The organism is Mycobacterium lentiflavum (assembly GCF_022374895.2).
Classification (GTDB): Bacteria; Actinomycetota; Actinomycetes; order Mycobacteriales; family Mycobacteriaceae; genus Mycobacterium; species Mycobacterium lentiflavum.
The window spans coordinates 5,749,729-5,765,444 of the sequence record NZ_CP092423.2 but is presented as its reverse complement, the minus strand read 5'-3'; the positions used below and the strand labels follow the sequence as shown (position 1 = coordinate 5,765,444).

Sequence of the window (15,716 nt, the reverse complement as noted above, 5' to 3'; positions counted from 1 at the left end):
CTTACGACGCGACACGCCGTTTCAGCGTCGCTCAATTCACGCTCGGCAACACCAGCGCCCCGTCCGCCAACTCGTCGAAGCGATCCAGCGCCAACTCGGATTCGGCGTCGATACCGCGCAGCGGTCCGCGATCGGCCAGATACCGCTGCGCGTAAAGCTGGGCCACCAGCGCCTTGCGCTCACCGCCGCGCGTCTCCCGCTCCCAGGCCGCCTGCTCGATCAACAGCGCCCCCGCATACACCTCGCCCATGAATTGAGCCAGCGGGTACAGCCGCGCCTCGGCGACGGTGCGGTCGAGTTTGGTCCAGGCCGTGATCGCGGCGTCGAGATCCTCAATCCGGCGGGCGACCAGGCCGGTGGTCGCGTCGTCATCGGAGACCGACACCGCGTCGTGCAACCGCGCCAACAATGTCTCGTGCGCTTGGGTCTGCTCGATGCCGCGACGCACATCGAGACACAGGATGTTGTCGGGCCCCTCCCAAATCGTGTTCACTTGCGCGTCGCGCAAAAGCCTTGCCACCGGCCAGGTCTCGATATAGCCGTTGCCGCCGTGGATCTCGATCGCATCCGAGGCCGCGGTGATCCCCAGCCGGCACACCTTGAGTTTGGTGACGGGCACCGCGATGCGCTGGCGCACGCTGCGCGGCTGGCGATGGTTGGCCGCGCCGGTGCCGTCGAAAACCATTGCCTGCGCAGCCTCGACGTCGACGATCAGCTCGGCCAGTTTGCGTCGCATCAGCGGCTTGTCGATCAGCGCACTGCCGAATGCGTGGCGCTGCCGCGCGTAGCACAGCGACTCGACCAGGGCGCGGCGCGCATTACCCAGCCCGAACAACGCGATGCCCAGGCGCGCGGCGTTGGTCAGCTCCATCATCCGGCCCAGTCCCTTGCCGTCGGAGGGGCCCGCTTGCCCTTCTGGACCACTCGGCTTCTCGGACAACAAAAACGCCTCGGCGTCGACGAACTCGACCTCGCCCGAGGCCACCGAGCGGGTGCCGAGTTTGTCCTTCAACCGCCGCACCCGCACACCGTTGCGCGAACCGTCGCGGCGGGTGCGCAGCACCAGGAAGTTGGCGATGCCGCGGGTGGAGTCGGGTGCCCCCTCGGGTTTGGCCATCACCACGAAGGCCTCGCCGGCGCAGTTGGACGCAAACCACTTGAAGCCGTTCAGCAGCCAGGCATCACCGCTGCGTCGAGCAGTGGTCTCCAGCGCGCCGAGGTCGGAGCCGCCGGTGCGTTCGGTCAACAGCTGCGCGGTCTCGCCGGCCCACTCGCCGGAGGCGAACTTGGCTTGTACGTGCTCGGCCACATCGGCCGGTGCGTAGGCGGCCACCAGCGACTGGACCATGCCGCCGCCGGTGCCCAGCGCGCAGCCCATCCCGATGTCGGCCTGGTTGAGCAGATAGTTGGACGCGAACAGCGCCAGCCCGGAGCTCACCTTCGCGGAGCGCGCGTCGGTGCGCAGCGCCTGCTGAGCATCCAGCACCGCGCGCTTGGACTGGGTGAACGACGCCGGCATGACGACCTTGCTGACGTCGTGTCCCCACCGGTCGTAGCGCTCTAGCCGTGGCGGGTTGCGGTCCGTCTCGTCGGCCCAGCGGGCAACCGGGCCGCCCATCAGCTCGCCGATGCTGGTCAAATGTGGCTCTAGGACCGCCAATTCATCGGGCCGCAGGTAGTAGGCCATGGTGAACTGCAGCGTGGGGTCGGTCCGGTACCAGTTCAGGCCGACCGCGCCGGTGTAATTGTCGGTCTGATAGCGCCGCGACTTTTCCGGAGTGGAGAAGGGCAGCCGGTCCACTGCCTCTGGCCCGTATTGAGGGTCGTAGTCACTCATTCCGCGACGGTATTACAGCCGGGACGTCGGGTGAAGACACTGCGCCGACCGGCAGCCACGTGCCGCACGGTTCAGCTCTTCACCGGCCCGACAAGAAAGACCAGCCGGAAATTGCCGATCTGTATCTCGTCGCCGTCGCGGAGTACGGCCGAGTCGACAGGTTCCCGGTTGAGGTAGGTGTTGTTGAGGCTGCCGAGGTCGACGAGATGGAATTTGTCGCCTTCCCTGCGGAATTCGGCATGCCTGCGGCTGACCGTGATGTCGTCGAGGAAGACGTCGCTGGCGGGATGCCGGCCAACCGAGACGACGGGCTGATCCAACCGAAACTGCGTTCCGGCATTGGGGCCGCGCTTCACCACCAGCACCGCCACCCCGGTTCCCAACGTGCGCATGTCCTCGACGGCTGCCTCCGCGATCGCCGCCGAGTCGTCGAAGTCGCTGGGGACGCCGTTGCGCAACGTGGCGGGCATCTTGGTGGTCTTTTGCGGGATGTGTTCAGCTGCCGCGGTCATAGTTCCCTTTCGGCTCGATCAGGGATCGATCAGGGCTCGATCACGCGGCTCGCGGTAAATGCGGATCGGCGCTCACGGCTTGTGGCTCCGGCCGACGCGGTACCGGGACCCAGCCCACGTAGGTCAGGTACAGCCCCACCAACGCGAATGCCACGCACAGCGCTATCCACCACCCCTGCGCACCGATCATGCTGTTGGCGACCGTGGCAAAAGCCTTGGGAAAGGCGAACAGGAGCAGGCCGCGCAGCGTGATGAGCCAGCCCGTGAGCGACACGATGATCGCCGCGGCGCCTTTCCAATATTGGTGGGCCGCCACGATGACAAGGCCGAAGGCCAGGATGAAGGCACCAGCCACCCACGACCACAGCGGGCTTGCCTCGAAGTCTGAAAGCACCGTCTGCATGTCCGACGCACGCCCCACCGCCGTGATATCAATGATGACCAAGAACGGGCCGAGCACGCGGGCAAACATGCGTGTCTTGGCCTGCGCTTGCGGTGAAGCGTCCATTGCCGTACCTCCGCCTGATGCTGGTTCTTCATACTCATCGCAGCATTCGATGGCTGTGATGCGGTAGGGACGGAAGTCCCGTCCGGCGGGGGAATTCGGCAGTGACTCGGACCGATGTCGTCAGTGGTGACCTACGGCCCTCGCCCAGCTACGGGGCCGGGCGCATGATCGGCCGAGAGGTCACAGACTGAGGGAGACGGCGATGAAGGCCGAGGTGGGTGATTGGCTCGTGCTCAAGGGCACTAGGGAGTCAGCGGATCAGCGGGGCTTGATCACCCAGGTGCGCGGGGCTGACGGCGCACCACCGTTCGTGGTGCGGTGGCTCGCCAGTGGCCACGAGGCGACGGTGTTTCCGGGTCCGGATGCCATTGTCGTCACCGCGGCCGAGCAGCGGCGGTCCGACGAGCAGGTACGCGATCGGGTAGCCGCGATGCAGTCGGAACTGATGCATCACCACATGGGTGAGGACGCTGCGCCGACCGGCAGGTGCTACACCGGCGCGACGAACTCCGACGTGTAGAACTCGGCCGGAATCTGGGAGTGCGGATTCGCGCGCTGGATCACGACCCAGACGCCCGTCGTGCCCGGCCGAATGGTGTCGGAAACGGTCACCGTTGCGCCGCCGGCTGCATCGGTGTCCATACCGGAAAACGCGGTGCCGGGATCCCCGGGACCACAGCCGCCCGACCCCGGCCGAGGTTCCTGAATCAAGCCGACGTCGAAATGGGTGCCCGGATCGGGCGCGTCCGATAAGTGCACCTCCGCGATCGCTTTCCCCCCGGCGGAATGCACAATGACCGACCCCGTGCCCAGGGCGGATTGCGGCACCGTCGGTACGGTACTTATCAGGCTGAAATCGCAGCGCCGCAATTTGCTGTCTAAAACGACCGTTGTCCCGGCTTCGGCCCCCGCCGCGGCGATCCCCGCTGTCGCCACCGTGGACATCGCCACGGTTAACGCCGCCCCGCAGGCGGCCGTACGCGTGTGCGCATGCATATGTCCCCCATCGCTCCCGGCTGTGTTACCCCAATCACAGCGAAGTAGATATTGACCGATATTTTCTGACCTCAAACCCATTCGAGTGACTTACGGGTCGGTCAATTTAAATGTTTTTATTCGACCGGTGACGAATTGCGTCGTAGCCGTGAATGGGAATCCAACAGTGCCCACTTTCGTCACGCTCGCTTGCCGGCGGACTTTCGCGAATGGGCGTGGACACCCTCAGCCTTAAGCCGAGTTAACCTCGCAACCCCGTCAACTGGGCGTGACGTTCACCTGCGCGCGGCTTCCGTTGGCGATATTGGACAACGGTCGATAAACGACGACGGTAGGCACGTCTTGAGTACGGGGCCGGCGGAGCAAACACCGCACGACCGGGGGGCGGGAGACATACGCCTAGTTGAAGCAACTCGGACGGAAGGTGTATGCGGAATGCAGCTACCTCTGGATGCTGAGCTCAACGCGATCTTCGATGAGGTCGCCGGCATGGATGCGGGTAAAGTCGCTGACTACATTCCAGCGTTACGGGAAGCCAACCCGGACTGGTTCGGCGTCAGCCTCGTCACTGTCGACAGCCACCGGTATGACGTCGGTGATTCCGAGCAGAGCTTCACTATCCAGTCGGTATCGAAACCCTTCGCATACGCGATGGCGCTCGAAAAGCACGGTATCGACGCGGTGCTGCAGCGAGTCGGAGTCGAACCGTCCGGAGACCCCTTCAACTCGATCGAATTCGACATGACCACTCGCCGTCCCTATAACCCCATGGTCAATGCCGGCGCGATCATGACGTCCAGCCTGCTCGACGGGGCGGCGGCCGTCGACGCGGGCTTCGCCCGGTTTGCCGGCCGGGCCCTGAAGCTGGACGAGGAGGTATTTCAGTCCGAGTCCGACAGCGGCGACCGCAACCGGGCGATCGCGTACCTGATGCGCAACTTCGGCATGCTCGAGGCGGAGGTCGAGACCACCCTGCAGGCGTATTTCCGGCAGTGCGCCCTACTCGTCGACGCCCGCGACCTCGCAACCATGGGCGCGACGCTGGCCAACCGCGGCGTGAACCCGATGACCGGCGAGCGCGCGGTGAGTGGCGTGAACGTCGTGCGGGTGCTGAGCGCGATGAGCACCTGCGGCATGTACGACTACGCCGGCGAGTGGCTTTACAACGTGGGCCTTCCGGCCAAGAGCGGCGTGTCTGGTGCGGTGCTCGCCGTGATGCCGGGGCAGTTCGGCCTGGCGATCTTCTCCCCTCGTCTCGACTCGCATGGCAACAGCGTTCGGGGGATCGGCTTCTGCAAGGCGGTCTCCGAGCGCTTCAGCCTGCATCTGTTCAGTCCGGCAGCTGTGGACCACTCCGTTGTCCGGCGCGCCTATGGCGGCGACATTGTCCGGTCGAATCGACACCGACTGGCCTTCCAGGACTCTGCCCTCAAGAGACTGGGCAGCACCACGAGGGTGCTCGAATTGCAGGGTCAGCTTCGCTTCGGCTCGTGCGAGGTACTGAGCCGCGCCATTGCGGCCGAGCTGGACGATGCCGAGGTGATGATTCTCGACTTCCGCAGGGTCAGCGCGGTCGGTCGCAGCGCAAGCAAGCTGCTGCGGGCGATCGGCGAGATGTTCGAGAAGTCGCCCAGTCAGGTGGTGGTCGCCGCGGCGCCGCGCGAAGTGGCGGAAAGCCTTGGGGCACTGTCGTTTGACGCCCTCGCCGACGCGCTCGAGTGGCGCGAAGACCAACTCCTCGAACGGGCGGACCTCGAACCCGGCCCGGCCCGCATCCCGCTCGCCGACGTCGAGGTGCTGCACGGCGTGGACGCCGACTTGCTGCCGATGATCGAGGCCGCCGGCACGTATCGCCGCTACCAAGACGGCGAGATGATTTTCAACGCGGGCGACCGCGCTGACCGGATCTACTTCCTGGTCGAGGGCCGCGTCGACGTCGTGTTGGTGATGGGAGAGACGTTTGCGCGGGCGACCACGCTCGGGCCCGGTGCGACGTTCGGGGAAATGGCGGCGCTGTATGGGGGTGCCCGATCCGCCGGGGTGCGGGCGGCGATGCCTAGCGTCTGCTTCGAGTTGGAGGTAGCAGAGCTCGACCGGCTGAGCCGCGACCGGCCGGGGATATCGCTACAGCTGCACACCAACATCGGCCGGGCGCTGGCCAACCGGGTAGGCCAGCTCAGCGACGAGGTTGCCGCGCTGCGGCAATGACCGGCCCGCAAATTGCTAGGGCTTGATTCGGATCTGGCCGGGCGACCACCATCCGGTGCGGGTCGCGGTGCCCAAGTCGAGCCGCGCCGGCTGGGCGTCGGCGATCGTGTCGAACCTGCGCAGCGACCCCCAGTCGCGCCCCCAGTCGTGGGACAGGTAGGTCGACATCACGTGGGCGCGCAGCAGCAAGTCGGTGATGCCCAGCAGGCCGCCGTTGACGCCGTCCTGCCAGGTGTCGGTGTCCTGTTTCTTGGCCGTGTAGTCCGGCGTGATGCGGAACTTCGGGATCTCGGTGACGCCGTTGACATGGAGCATCGGCTGCTGGCACGGGAATGCCAGCCCGACCGCCCAGTCCATTAGCACCGGCTGCGTCGAACCGACGTACTCCTGCAACGAGCGCAACTCCGGCACCCGCGGCGGGGTCACCGCGATCCAGTCTTCGGGCGTCAGCGACAGGTCCTCTGCCACCACCCGCACCGCGACCGCGTCGGCGGGCATCGCCGAGCGCGCAAAGCGCAGGTTGCGCCACACCTTCGGTTGCTCCCCGTACAGGTCATACGGCACCAGCCGGCCGCCCGGCTGCACGATGCCGCCGGGTCCGGGCATACCGAATTCCAGTTCCACGGTCTGCCCGGCGGTGTGGTGGTGCAGGATGCTGTTGCCGGCGATCGCGCCCGCGGCGGTCACCACCACCAGTGGATGCCCGGCGTCCGGCTTCGGCAGCTGGTACCACGCCGAGGTGAGCCTGCTCTGCTGTTGCGCGCCGCTGGTGTAGCTGCCGGCCACCGGTACCTGCGCGGGGTCCAGCCCGTAGGGCAACGGGAGCAGTGAGCCGTTGATGCCCGGCGCCGTGAGCTTGGTCGGCCCGTACCAGTCGTAGTCGGTGCCGGGCTGCGGGACCGCGGTCTCCCGCACGGCTTCGGCCAGGGTGCGTTCCGGTATTCCGTTGGGGCTGAATCCCGTTGGGTTCACTCCACCCAGCGCGCCCAAGGGGCCGTAATCACCCGGCACGGGCGCCATGAAGCCGGCATTGCTGTCCGGCTCGACGAGCACGTCGTCGGCCAGCCCGCAACCGCCGCTGAATTCGCGCAGATTGTCCCAGGCATTGGAGTAGGTCGGGTACTGACGCACGATGCCGGCGGTCATCGAGGCGATGAACACCAGCGCCATGAAGCCTGCCGCGATGGGGATCGGCGCGGCCGTCAGCGCCCGCGCCAGCCGGCCCTCGCCATGGCTCGCGTCGGCGAAGTGTAACCACGCCGCATACACCGCGGTAATCGCGAAGAGTGCGAAAAATATTGTGCTGATTGAGATTCCGCCGACCTTCGGCATCGAACTGTTGAACGGCACGCCGTAGCTCGAGACATACCACCATCCGTTGGTGGTGGCGAAGCACAGGGCCAACACGAACATCAGCGCCGCCAGGAACGCCATCCGGTTGCGCGACCAGCGCAGCACCTTCGGCGACACCAGCACCGTCGTCAGGGCGGCCATCGCCGCGCCCACCGCGGCGAACAGCCCGAAGTGGTGCACCCACTTGGTCGGGGTGAACATCAGGAAGAACATGGTGCCGAAGATGACACCCATCAGCCGCCAGGCCGGCCCGCGGGCCACTCCGGGAACTCGCTTGCGCCGCAACATGATGAACAGCGCCGTGAATAAGCACAGCGCCGTGACCAGGAAGCCGAACCGGCGCGACAGCGAGCCGTCGACGGTCGGCAGGATCAGGTAGTAGTAGCGCAGGTTCTCGGTGTACCAGGCCTGGCTGGGCCCGATAGCGGTGCGAATCCTGGTGGCTTCCAACACCGTTGACAGCGTCTGATCGGCGAACACCACCGTGAGGATCACAAAACCAGCGGCCAGCATCGGCGCCACCAGCGGCCAGGTCCCGACCAGGCGATGCCGTTTCACCAGAATTCGCAGGATCGGGCGACCACCGGCAACCAGCGCGGCCACCGCGATCAGCCCGGTCGGCTGCACGCCCAGGGTGAACGCCGCGGTGACCACCGCCAGTGCCGCCGGGGTGAGCCGCGAGGCGCACATCGAGCGTTCGATCAGCACCCAGGTCAGCAGCGAACCCAGCGCGATGATCGGCTCGGGCCGCAGGCCGTTGTCGAACGGCATCCACGCGGTCAGCAGAACCAGGCCCGCCGCCCAGTTCGCCGCCTTGCTCGACGTCACCGCGGGCCCCAACCGGGGCAGCACCTCACGCGACAGCAGCAGCCAGCACACCAGCCCGGCGATCAAGTCGGGCAGCCGCATCCACAAACTGTCGTCGCTGACGTGGGTCATCAGCGCCAGCAAGTTGTAGTACCAACCGAACGGGTCTTCCGGGCTGCCGAACCAGCGGAAGTAGTTGGACATGTAGCCGGCGTGGTCGGCGACCCGGGCCATGCCCAGGATGTAGCCGTCGTCTGAGGAGTTCGCCCCGATCACATGCCACAGCACGAACCCGAAGATCACCGTGGCGTCGGCGAGAGTGAACTTCTTCCAGCGCGTCGGGATCCACCGCTGCATCCGGCGGCCGTCGAGCTGGTCGAGCCGCCATAGCGCGACCAGCGAGACGATGGTCGACAAGATGGCGCCCACCATCGCCAGCAGCTTCAATGTCGTTGGGGTGGTGGAGAACCGGGTGTCGATGGTCGCCGAGAACTTCAATCCCGGCGGGGCGGGGCCGGTCAGGTCGGTGAACACGCCGACGATCTGCGGGCGCAGGTTGGGGTCGTTGAAGCCACCGCCGAGCGGCTTACCGGCGGGGTCGGTCAACCCGACGAAGGTAGCGAAAGTGCCTGCGCGGGTGGAGGTTATCTCGACGCGCTGGCACTGGCCCCCTTCCACTTGCTCACGCGACGCGCTGGCGATGACCACGTTGCGGTCGGTCACGTCGACGCGCTTGGCGTTGACGACGACGAACAACGCGTTGAGTGCGGCGTCCTTGCCCTTCTTGGGTGCGGTGCTCAGCACCACGCCGCCCTCGGGAGGCAATCCGCGCACCGCGTCGCACGGCACCGTCGCCGTCACGTCGACCGGGCTCAGTGAAATGAGCGGTGCCGTAACGTTATTCAGTTGGCCGTTTTGCGGCCAGTTAAGCATCGCGGTGGTCTGCACGACCGGCAGCAACGGTGTGGCGACCGACAGTACGAAGCCGATCAGCCCGGCGATCGTGGCCACCCACCGGGTGACGCGGACGTTGTCGCTGGTGCCGCCGGCCGCTTGTGCTTGGTGTTCGATGACGCTCACGGTAATGCCCGAATCGGTCCCTGCCGGCTCCAGCCGTTCACGGTCATCACACCCTGTTCGACGACGGCGTTAGGCGCCAGGTCACTGGGCACCAGTGGGTAATACTGCTCGACCGACCCCCAGTCGCGATACCAGTCCCCGCGCAGGTAGGTCGAGATCGTCGACGTCCGCAACAGCGTCTGGGTGAACAGGAACGGGCCCCCGGCCTCGCCGGCCTGCCATCCGTTGGACGACGCCGCCGTCTGTTTGTGGTCGGGAAGGATGCGGTACCCCGGAAGTTCGGCAACGCCCAGGTGTTCGGCGAACGGCCGCTGGCACGGAAAGTTCGCCGCGGTGGCGATGTCCATCAGCACGGGGGTTTGTGACCCCATCAGCTGCTGCAGGGTCTGCAGCACCGGGACGCGCGGGGGCGTGAACGCGAACCACTGGTCCTCACTGAGGTTCGGGTCGTAGGCGACGATGCGCGCCACGTTGGCCTCCGGCGGCGCCCAGGTCAGCGGGAACCGCAGGTTGCGCCACGCCGGCTCGGGCCCGATGTCGATCGGTTGCACTTCGCCGAGCGGCTGGGTGGTGCCGTCGGGGCGGGTGACGCCCCACTGCAGTTTCAGCGACTGCCCGTAGGTGAAGGTGCCGTCCTCTTTGTACGACCAGATGGCGCCCGCCGCGGAGACCACCACCAGCGGCCGCTCCGGGGTGCGCGGCGGCAGCTGGTACCACGACGAGGTGGCGGTGGCCGACAGCGAATTCTCGCCGTAGCTGCCCATCACCGGCGTGCGGGCCGGGTCGAGGCCGAACGGTAGCGCCGCATTCGAACCGTTGACTCCGATCGGGCCTTTCCCGCCGGCGGTGCCCGCGGAGTCACTCATCGCGGCGTTGGGCTTGTTCGGTGACGCGTCGGAATTCACCACGCCGGGTTTGGTCACCACGGGGTACGACCTCAGGTCGTCACCGACCCCGTCGGGTTTGAAGCCCACGGGGTTGCTGCCGCCCAGTGGGCCGTCGGGTCCGAACGTCTGGCCTGCAACCGGCTGCAGCAGGCCGACATTGGGGTCGGGTTCGGTCAGCACGTCGTCGGCCATCGCGCAGCTGGTACGCGAGAGACCGGACTCCAGGGCGGCCAGGTTGGCCTTGGCGGTGGTGTAGAGCGGGTAGCGGAACACCGCGCCCTTGGCCAGCGAGCCGACTTCGCCGAGCACCATGATCGTCGCGACGATCAGCAGGGGAGTTGCGGCCAGCACGCGGTTGCGCCGGCTTTCCTTGATCTCGGTGTGCCCTGTGTAGTCCATCCGGAAGTGCAGCCAGGCGGCCAGGAGTCCGGTCGCGATCGACATCGCCAGGAACATCGACGTCACCGGGTGGCTGGCGACGACGGGCTGGATGTCGAACCACGGCACGCCGTAGTTGCCGACGTAGAACCAGCCGTTGATGCCCGACGTCGCCCAGGCCAGCAGGAACAGCAGCGCGGTCACGTACAGCGTCAGGTTGCGGCGGCTGTGCAGACCGATCCGGGAGAAGGCGAACGCGGTAACCGCGCCGAGCGCGCCGGCCAGACTGGCGAACGCACCGAACTGCACGGCCCACTTCGTCGGCGTGAATGTCAATAGCAGCAGACCGAGCGCGGTGGTGCCGATCAGCCGCCAGGCCGGTCCGCTGGCCAACCCCGGGACCCGGCCGCGGCGCAGCAGCACCACCAGCATGCCGAACAGGCAGAGGAACAGCACCAGCACGGCGAAGCGCCGCGCCATCGACCCGTCGGGATTGGATTCGACGGTGAGGAAGTAGTACCGCAGCCAATCCTGGTACCACGCGATCGTCGGCCCGACCTTGTATTTGATGCGGGCCGACTCGGCGACCGTCGCCAGCGTCTGGCTGCGGAACACCACCACCAGGATCAGCGACAGCGACGCCGCCAGCACGGCCAGCGGGGACAACCCGTCGGTCGCCCGCCGGCGCCGGATGATCGTCGCGATGGCACGTGCCCCGGTCAGCAGCGCCGCGACGGCGATCAAGCCCTGGGGCGCCAACGTCACGGTGAGCATCGCGACCACGATGGCCACCGCGGCGGGAGCCAGCCGCTGCAGCGCGATCGCACGCTCCACCAGCATCCAGGTGACGATCACGCCGAGCGCGATCAGCGGCTCGGGGCGCAGGCCGTTGTTGAACGGCAGCCACGCGGCCAAAAACACCACGCCGCCGGTGAGCACCGCCACCGTGTTGGATCCCAGCCCGCCCCTGCCGGGCCCCAGCCGGCGCAGTCCCCAATGGCTGATCACCAGCCAGCATGCGATCCCGGCCAGCGTGGCCGGGATCCGCATCCACACGCCGGCGGTGCTGACCGACGCGAGCTTGGACAGCACGGCGAGATACCAGTCGAACGGCGCCTCGGTGGTACCGAAGTAGCGGTAGTAGTTGGCCACGTAGCCGGCCTTCGGGGCTACTCGCGCGATGGTGAGGTTGTAGCCGTCGTCGGACGACGTGGCGCCGATGACGTGCCACACCAGCAGCGTCGCGATCACGCCCACGTCGCTCAGCCAAGTGGCCCAGCCGATCCGCCGCCAGCGAGCGATCGGGGAGCGCCAGTTGACCAGGGTGCCGCCGCGGCTGTGGCGATCCAGCATGGCCAGCGCGACGATGGCGACCAGGACCGCCAGTACGCCGACACCCATCACCAGCTTCTTAAGGGTGGTCGGCGCCGTGATGAATCGGGTGTCGATGTCGACCCGGGCCGACAGCCCCGGCTGCGGCGCGACCTTCAGGTCGGTGAAGATGCCGCCCACCTGCGGCTTCTTCTCGGCGGGCAGGATCCCGGTGGCGCCGGGGATGCCGACGAAGTCCGCGCCCGCCGCGCCCGCGTCGGCCCAGACGTGCAGCACGCTGCAGGCGCCCGCGGCGATCGCCGAGCGCTTGGCCACGGCGGCCACGGTGTCGCGGAACGCGACGACGACCACGTCCTTGTCGGCGCGGACGAACAGGCCGTTCTTGCCCGGGTCCACGCCGCCGGTCGGCAACGTCGAGATCACTAATCCGCCGCTGGCCGGCAGGGTCGCCATCGCCGGGCAGGGAATGGAGATGTCCAGCGCCCGGGGCGCCCCCGATACCAGCGGCGAGGTGATCTGGGTGATGTGCCCGTCGACCGTGCCCTGTGGCCACGCGATGGTCGCAGTGGTCTGTTTGACCGGGAGTAACGGCACAACGAGGCACAACAGCAGGCCTGCGAGCCCGGCGACGACGGCGACCAGGCGCAGGATCGGCTGCGGTCGCTCGTCGTGGGGCACGGGGTCCGATGGTAAGCGACGCGCCTTTGTCGGTTGAGGATGCGGGGCCGCGCGACGGGCCGGTTGACTCAGGGAAGTCCCGCGGAGCTGCCGCGCGTTCGAAGATGCGTACCTTTCTCCGGACAGGTCTGAAACCATTCAATGCGATGACGGCCTCAAGTCTCGGGTTCGGTGTGTTGGGTCCCTTGCAGGTGACCGCCAACGACACCCGGCTGAATCTGGGCGCACCGAAGCAGCGCGCGGTGCTGGCGATGCTGGTGATCAACCGGAACCGGCCGGTGTCGGTCGACGCGTTGATCGGCGCGGTGTGGGACGACGACCCGGTGCCGGCCGCCCGGATCAGCATCCAGTCCCATGTGTCCAACCTGCGGCGGCTCCTGCGCGGCGCCGAGGCCGAGCAGCTGCTGGCGAGCGTTCCGCCCGGTTACCAGCTCAGCATCGCCGACGCGGACTGCGACCTCGGCCGCTTCAGCACCGAAAAGGCCGCGGGCACCCAGGCCGCCGCCGCGGGCCGGTTCGAGGACGCCAGCAGCCACCTGTCCGCCGCGCTGAGCGAATGGCGCGGGCCGGTCCTCGATGACTTGCGCGACTTCGCATTCGTCGACGCGTTCGCCACCGCGCTGATCGAAGAGAAGGTCGCCGTCCACACCGCGCGCGCCCACGCAGAAATCGCCTGCGGGCGCGCGGAATCGGTCATCGGAGAGCTCGAGGCGATCACCGCCGAACACCCCTACCGGGAACCACTTTGGGCGCAATTGATGACCGCCTACTACGTGACCGAGCGGCAATCCGACGCCCTCGGTGCGTATCGGCGACTGAAGACGGCGCTGGCCGAGGGGCTCGGCATCGATCCCGGGCCGACGGTCACCGAGCTGCACGAGCGGATCCTGCGCCAGGAACCGCCGGCGCGCACCAGGGCGGCCCTGACCACTCTGAAGGTCAGCGTCGACCCGCCCGTCGAGTCGGCCGCGATTCCGACCGACGGGTCGGTCGTTGTGCTGTTGCGCGACAAGGCAGGAAGCCAGTACCGGCTCAACGATGCGACCACCCGGATCGGTCGTTTCATGGACAACGACATCGTCCTCGACGACAACGACGTCAGCCGCTATCACGCCGTGATCACCGACAGCGGAACCGGTTTCGTGATCACCGATCTGCGCTCGACCAACGGCGTGCAGGTGCAAGGCAAGCGCATCCGCGGCAGTGTGGTCCTTGGCGACGGCGATCACATCAAAATCGGCAGCCGAGAGTTTACCGTCGAAATACGTTCGGAATGACCGTTATTCGGGCATCCTCGCCCCCAGTGTCGCGCAGCCCGGGCCACTGAGGTCGGCCAGCGCCGCCCGGCGCCCGGCCATCGCCATCAGCAGGGCTTCACCCGGGCCGGTGACCTCGGGCCCGCTGCCGTGGGTCCAGTCGACATCGATGGCCCGCAGCCGCAGCCCCCTGATCCGGCGGCCGGCACCCAGGCGTGGATTACCCGGCACCAGACCGAGCACCCGCTCGAGCCGGTCGGGCGGCACAGTGCGGGGCCGACCCAGCGAACGGCGGATGTCCTGGTGATGGATCGTGCCGTCGACGAGGGCGATCATGCCGCCGAAACTCGCTGTCAATCCCCGTGGTTGGAGGTGGCTGCGCAGAAATGCGAGCAGTTGCTGGGTGCTCAAACTGGCGAATTCGTCGACCCCGACCTGATTGGCTCGGACAACCCAGCCCTTCGCGAAACGCTTCAGCAGCCCGACCTTGTCGAGCTCTTCGTAGCTGATCACGTGTGCGACAACGTCTTTGACGGTCCACTTGGAGCACAGGCTGGGTGTCTCCCAGTCCTGCGGCGCCAAGGTGGCCAGGAAATCCGCGAGGTCGGCGCGCTCGTCGTGGGCCATGCTCATCATGGCGGTGGCGGTCATTCCGGTACTCCGGCGGCCAGCCCGACGTAGCGGTGCAGGTACAACGGCCATCCGGCCTCGCCGTCGACTCCGTCGGCGATCGATTGCCAGCCGGGGCCGTGCCGGTCGAGGTGGCGGTGATCCAGGTCGACGCGCGTGCGTGTCTCCGATTCCGCGGTGAAGCGCACCTCGACCTCGCTGGTTCGCGACGGGTCAGGTTCGGGTTGCCAGGACGGACTGATGTCCCAGGTGAACAGCAGCCGGTGCGGGGGCTCGTAGGCCAGCACGCGCGCCCATCGGCACTCGCTGCCGTCGACGCCACGGTCGTAAATGTGGCCGCCCGCGTGGGTTTCGAACACCGTCTCGGCGATCGGGACCGCCAGCAGGTTGTGTTCGCGCGGTTTGAAGTCGCCGAACCGCTCGGTGAAGACGGCGAACGCCCGCTCGATCGGGGCATTGACGATGACCTGGTGTTGAATCTCGGAGCTTCGCGGCTGGGTCATGACGCCTCTCCTTCGGTGAACGCGGCCGCGTAGTTGGCCAGGGCTTGGGTCCAGAACCGGTCCAACTCGGCGCGCAACGCGTCGAGGCCGGTCGGGTCGAGGTGGTAGACGCGCCGGGTGCCCGCCGCCTGGTCGCGCACCAAACCGGCGCATTTGAGCACCTTGAGGTGCTGTGAAACGGCCGGGCGGCTGACCGGTAGATCCTGGGCCAGTTCGCCCACGGCCGCCGGGCCGTGCGCAAGGCGCTCCATGATGGCCCGACGGGTGCGATCCGCCAGGGCGCCCCACGCGTCAGCACCGGCGTGGTAACTGGTCACGAACCGTAAGCCTACGCTTACCGATAGCGGCTAACAATGTCTCCGCAGTCCCCGACGGGTGTCAAATGCCCTGGTCACAGGCGCATGAATTTCGCAAGGATCTCGCAAAGACCCGGCAAGCGGCGCGCGTGAGACTACCTGCGTCGGCAACAGAAACCAGAAAGAGTCGCACAAGCCGACGGCGACAAAAAGCGCAAAGGAATCGATCATGAACTGGACGCGGATTATTGCCGGAGCGGTGGTGTCGGGTGGCGTAGCGGCGGCCGGGTTGGGCTTGGCCGTGTTCGCCACGGCCGATGGACCCCACTACTGGTGCCCCGGAGACGCCATGCCCGCCTCCCCGGGGCTCACCTGGGATATGACCGTCTGCCACCAATACCACCAGCTTTCCGGCGGCCAAATCGCCGAAGGGCCCGCGCCCGGCACCCGCTGAA

13 protein-coding genes are annotated in these 15,716 nt (G+C 67.2%); 4 read left to right on the top strand and 9 right to left on the bottom strand.

Annotation, left to right across the window (positions count from 1 at the left end; genetic code table 11):
* Positions 1-31: 31 nt before the first annotated feature.
* The 3 genes from MJO58_RS26880 to MJO58_RS26870 form a co-directional block, all read right to left on the bottom strand.
* The gene (locus tag MJO58_RS26880; protein WP_239721511.1) at positions 32-1,837 is read right to left on the bottom strand and encodes an acyl-CoA dehydrogenase family protein; all 1,806 of its coding nucleotides are present in this window, start codon (positions 1,835-1,837) and stop codon (positions 32-34) included.
* 71 nt (positions 1,838-1,908) lie between these two features.
* The gene (locus MJO58_RS26875) at positions 1,909-2,349 is read right to left on the bottom strand and encodes an FHA domain-containing protein (protein ID WP_434086279.1); all 441 of its coding nucleotides are present in this window, start codon (positions 2,347-2,349) and stop codon (positions 1,909-1,911) included.
* 40 nt (positions 2,350-2,389) lie between these two features.
* Positions 2,390-2,857 carry a hypothetical protein gene (locus tag MJO58_RS26870; protein WP_090597779.1) on the bottom strand — a complete coding sequence of 156 codons (468 nt, stop codon included), beginning with the start codon at positions 2,855-2,857 and terminating at the stop codon, positions 2,390-2,392.
* A 202-nt stretch (positions 2,858-3,059) separates the two neighbouring features.
* Here MJO58_RS26870 and MJO58_RS26865 point away from each other — a divergent pair, with 202 nt between their 5' ends.
* Complete coding sequence (locus tag MJO58_RS26865) at positions 3,060-3,377, top strand: DUF1918 domain-containing protein (protein WP_239721510.1); 318 nt, start codon at positions 3,060-3,062, stop codon at positions 3,375-3,377.
* Here the strand turns inward: MJO58_RS26865 and MJO58_RS26860 are convergent.
* On the bottom strand, positions 3,347-3,685 hold the full coding sequence (locus tag MJO58_RS26860; protein WP_175364571.1) for a hypothetical protein: 339 nt from the start codon (positions 3,683-3,685) through the stop codon (positions 3,347-3,349). The genes MJO58_RS26865 and MJO58_RS26860 overlap by 31 nt on opposite strands.
* 603 nt (positions 3,686-4,288) lie before the next feature.
* On the opposite strand from MJO58_RS26860, the gene glsA reads away from it, so the two are divergent.
* A complete protein-coding gene (gene glsA / locus MJO58_RS26855; protein ID WP_239721508.1) occupies positions 4,289-6,061 on the top strand; it encodes a glutaminase A in 1,773 nt (590 codons plus the stop codon).
* Between the two features lie 15 nt (positions 6,062-6,076).
* Here the strand turns inward: glsA and MJO58_RS26850 are convergent, their stop codons facing one another.
* Both MJO58_RS26850 and MJO58_RS26845 read right to left on the bottom strand, forming a co-directional pair.
* Positions 6,077-9,307 carry an arabinosyltransferase domain-containing protein gene (locus MJO58_RS26850; protein ID WP_434086390.1) on the bottom strand — a complete coding sequence of 1,077 codons (3,231 nt, stop codon included), beginning with the start codon at positions 9,305-9,307 and terminating at the stop codon, positions 6,077-6,079.
* Entirely contained in the window at positions 9,298-12,576 is a 3,279-nt protein-coding gene (locus MJO58_RS26845; RefSeq protein WP_239721506.1) for an arabinosyltransferase domain-containing protein, read from the bottom strand. Before MJO58_RS26845 ends, MJO58_RS26850 begins: the two co-directional genes overlap by 10 nt.
* A gap of 146 nt (positions 12,577-12,722) precedes the next feature.
* Between MJO58_RS26845 and MJO58_RS26840 the strand changes: the two genes are divergently transcribed.
* Positions 12,723-13,853, top strand: coding sequence for a BTAD domain-containing putative transcriptional regulator (locus MJO58_RS26840; RefSeq protein ID WP_239721505.1), 1,131 nt, complete (start codon positions 12,723-12,725; stop codon positions 13,851-13,853).
* Between the two features lie 3 nt (positions 13,854-13,856).
* Here the strand turns inward: MJO58_RS26840 and MJO58_RS26835 are convergent, their stop codons facing one another.
* The 3 genes from MJO58_RS26835 to MJO58_RS26825 are packed head-to-tail and all read right to left on the bottom strand — an operon-like array spanning position 13,857 to position 15,282.
* A complete protein-coding gene (locus tag MJO58_RS26835) occupies positions 13,857-14,483 on the bottom strand; it encodes a maleylpyruvate isomerase family mycothiol-dependent enzyme (protein ID WP_090597768.1) in 627 nt (208 codons plus the stop codon).
* Positions 14,480-14,965, bottom strand: coding sequence for an SRPBCC family protein (locus MJO58_RS26830; RefSeq protein WP_090597766.1), 486 nt, complete (start codon positions 14,963-14,965; stop codon positions 14,480-14,482). Before MJO58_RS26830 ends, MJO58_RS26835 begins: the two co-directional genes overlap by 4 nt.
* Entirely contained in the window at positions 14,962-15,282 is a 321-nt protein-coding gene (locus MJO58_RS26825; RefSeq protein ID WP_090597764.1) for an ArsR/SmtB family transcription factor, read from the bottom strand. Before MJO58_RS26825 ends, MJO58_RS26830 begins: the two co-directional genes overlap by 4 nt.
* A 208-nt stretch (positions 15,283-15,490) precedes the next feature.
* Here MJO58_RS26825 and MJO58_RS26820 point away from each other — a divergent pair, with 208 nt between their 5' ends.
* Entirely contained in the window at positions 15,491-15,715 is a 225-nt protein-coding gene (locus tag MJO58_RS26820; RefSeq protein WP_090597762.1) for a hypothetical protein, read from the top strand.
* The last annotated feature ends 1 nt before the right edge of the window (position 15,716 follow it).